This window comes from Crystallibacter degradans (assembly GCF_012952295.1).
Classification (GTDB): Bacteria; Actinomycetota; Actinomycetes; order Actinomycetales; family Micrococcaceae; genus Crystallibacter; species Crystallibacter degradans.
The window spans coordinates 1-1,311 of the sequence record NZ_JABBCH010000062.1 but is presented as its reverse complement, the minus strand read 5'-3'; the positions used below and the strand labels follow the sequence as shown (position 1 = coordinate 1,311).

Here is a 1,311-nt window from a genome sequence, read left to right as displayed (position 1 = left end):
GCCCGGCCCGCAGGGTCGTGGCGCGGAAGTCGTCGCTGACGAACTGGTAGATGCCGGTCGTGGAGGCATGTTCGTGTCCCATCTGATACTGCACAAACCTAGGATCCCATCCATCCTCCAGAAGATGGGTCGCATAGGAACGCCGCAACGAATGCAGGTCCAGCCCGTCCGAGGGGATCCCGAGCTCGTCGAGATAGCGGCGCAGCCGCCGCAGGAGAGTGGATTCGCTGATCAGCCCACCGCGTTCGCTGGGGAACAGGTCAAGCGTGTCGAGGGCGCCGCGGCCGTTGGCGAGCCAGTCCTCGAAGATCCCGGGGGTCCAGTCGAAGACCGTCAGCACGCTGCGGGGTTTGGGAGGGGAGGCCCTGCGGGATTTGCCGAAGCGGACGTTGCAGACCCCGAACCTCCCGAACCGGCGGGCGTGCGGGTTGGCGGCGAAGTCCACCGCCTGCAGGTGCCTCAGCTCGTTGAACCGCAGCCCGTAGGAGTAGGCCGCCTTGAGCATGACCGCGTCCCGGTAGGCCGACTGCCAGCCCTTCTTACCGGAGGCTGCGGCGCGTTCGACCTCGTCGTCAGCGTGGTCGAAGAGCATCTGCAGCTCCCGGCGCGTGAACGGGCGCTTCGAAGGCCCGCCCTCGTATTCCTGCACGTGTGGGGCGCTGTTCCACTCGAAGAACACCTGGGCGGGGTGGGTGCCGAAGAGCTCTTCGCAGCGTCGGTCCCAGCCGTAGTCGGGGTTGGCGATGTAGGAGGTGAACGCCCTCAGGGCGGATTGCTGGACCCGCACCGAGGAGTGTGACAGGCGCTTGATGGAGCGCAGATCGCCGAAGTACTCCTCGACATGGGCCGGCGTCCAGTTCCACGGGAACTCGTTCATATGCTCGATAAACCGGCGGACATAGCGGATCCGCTGGGCGATCGTGTCGAACTGCAGGTTGCGCGAGAGCTGCTGGTTGCGCCACCCGTCCAGCATTTCCTCGACGGTGTGCTGCTCCGGATGCAGCAGCGGAACCGACCCCGCCACAACAAGCACCCGACCCGACCGGTCCACACTCAATTTGCGCCTCCAAACGCTGCTCAGCAAATGAATCAATGATTCATCAGATGAGACTTCAAGGCAAACCTGCAGGTCAGAGACGGTTTCCGGGTCCGGACAAGACTGCGGCGCGCCCTCAAGCGGATGCCGGGCCGAAGCCGACAACAGAGCCGGGGTCGGCCAATGACCCGCGTAAACTCGCCCTTCCAGGGGCATCCCACATCACAGCGGGGAGAGGAGGCGTCATGATTCATCAGATGAAATACGCAGACTAC

The 1,311-nt window shown here is 64.3% G+C and carries 1 protein-coding gene; it reads right to left on the bottom strand.

From position 1 onward, the window contains the following. A partial coding sequence (locus tag HGO92_RS23105) for a tyrosine-type recombinase/integrase (RefSeq protein ID WP_169999083.1) occupies positions 1 to 1,057 on the bottom strand: 1,057 nt, incomplete at its 3' end. Positions 1,058 to 1,311 lie beyond the last annotated feature (254 nt).